Here is a 1,221-nt window from a genome sequence, read left to right on the forward strand (position 1 = left end):
CATCAACGCGTACTCGCTTGTCGTTTGAGACCGCGATTCAACGCATTGGTGGTGATGTCATTGGTTTTGATAACGATGGTAATACGTCTCTGGCGAAGAAAGGGGAAACGCTTTCTGATTCTGTACAAGTTATCTCTTCATACGTCGATGCATTTGTGATGCGCCACCCTCAAGAAGGTGCAGCGCGCCTTGCTTCCGAGTTTTCGAATGGCGTTCCAGTGATTAACGCGGGCGACGGTGCTAACCAACACCCAACACAAACTCTGCTTGACCTCTACACCATCGCGGAAACGCAAGGTCGCTTAGACAACCTAAACGTAGCATTTGTCGGCGATTTAAAATACGGCCGCACCGTTCACTCACTGACTCAAGCACTGGCGAAGTTCAATAACATCCGCTTCTACTTTGTCGCTCCAGACGCATTGGCGATGCCAGAGTACATCTGCGAAGAACTCGATGAAGCTGGCATTGAATACAGCCTACACACAGAAATGGAAGCGGTAATTCCTGAGCTCGATATTCTTTACATGACTCGCGTTCAAAAAGAGCGTTTTGACGAGTCTGAATATGCGCACATCAAGTCAGCTTACATTCTGACGGCGGCTCTATTGGAAGGCGCGCGTGAAAATCTAAAAGTACTGCACCCGCTACCTCGTGTTGATGAAATCACGACAGACGTAGATAAAACCCCACACGCGTACTACTTCCAGCAGGCACAAAATGGCGTGTACGCTCGCCAAGCGCTGTTGGCTTTGGTTCTAAACGAAACACTGTAATCGAGGAGATAAAAACATGGCTAAAGAAACTCAATTGCAGGTAGAAGCAATCAAAAACGGCACCGTCATCGACCACATTCCAGCACAAATTGGTATCAAAGTGCTGAAATTGTTCGATATGCACAATTCTTCTCAACGTGTAACGATTGGTCTGAACTTGCCATCTTCAGCTCTGGGTCACAAAGACTTGCTGAAGATTGAGAACGTGTTCATCAATGAAGAACAAGCAAGCAAACTGGCGCTGTACGCACCGCACGCTACGGTAAACCAAATCGAAAACTACGAAGTCGTGAAAAAACTGGCTCTAGAGTTGCCAGAGAAAATCAACAACGTGTTTGAGTGTCCAAACTCAAACTGTATCTCTCATAACGAGCCAGTAGAAAGCAGTTTTAAAGTTTTCGAGAAGAAAGAAGAGATTCGTTGGGAGTGCAAATGCTGTGAGAAA

2 protein-coding genes are annotated in these 1,221 nt (G+C 46.4%); both read left to right on the forward strand.

Going from position 1 to position 1,221, the window contains the following annotated elements:
• Positions 1–776, forward strand: a 776-nt coding sequence (gene pyrB / locus R8N28_RS25650; protein ID WP_318183713.1) for an aspartate carbamoyltransferase, incomplete at its 5' end; no start/stop codon positions are given.
• Positions 777–792: 16 nt separating this feature from the next.
• Positions 793–1,221, forward strand: a 429-nt coding sequence (gene pyrI / locus R8N28_RS25655) for an aspartate carbamoyltransferase regulatory subunit (RefSeq protein WP_318183714.1), incomplete at its 3' end; no start/stop codon positions are given.

It is taken from the genome of Vibrio sp. Vb1554 (genome assembly GCF_033344235.1).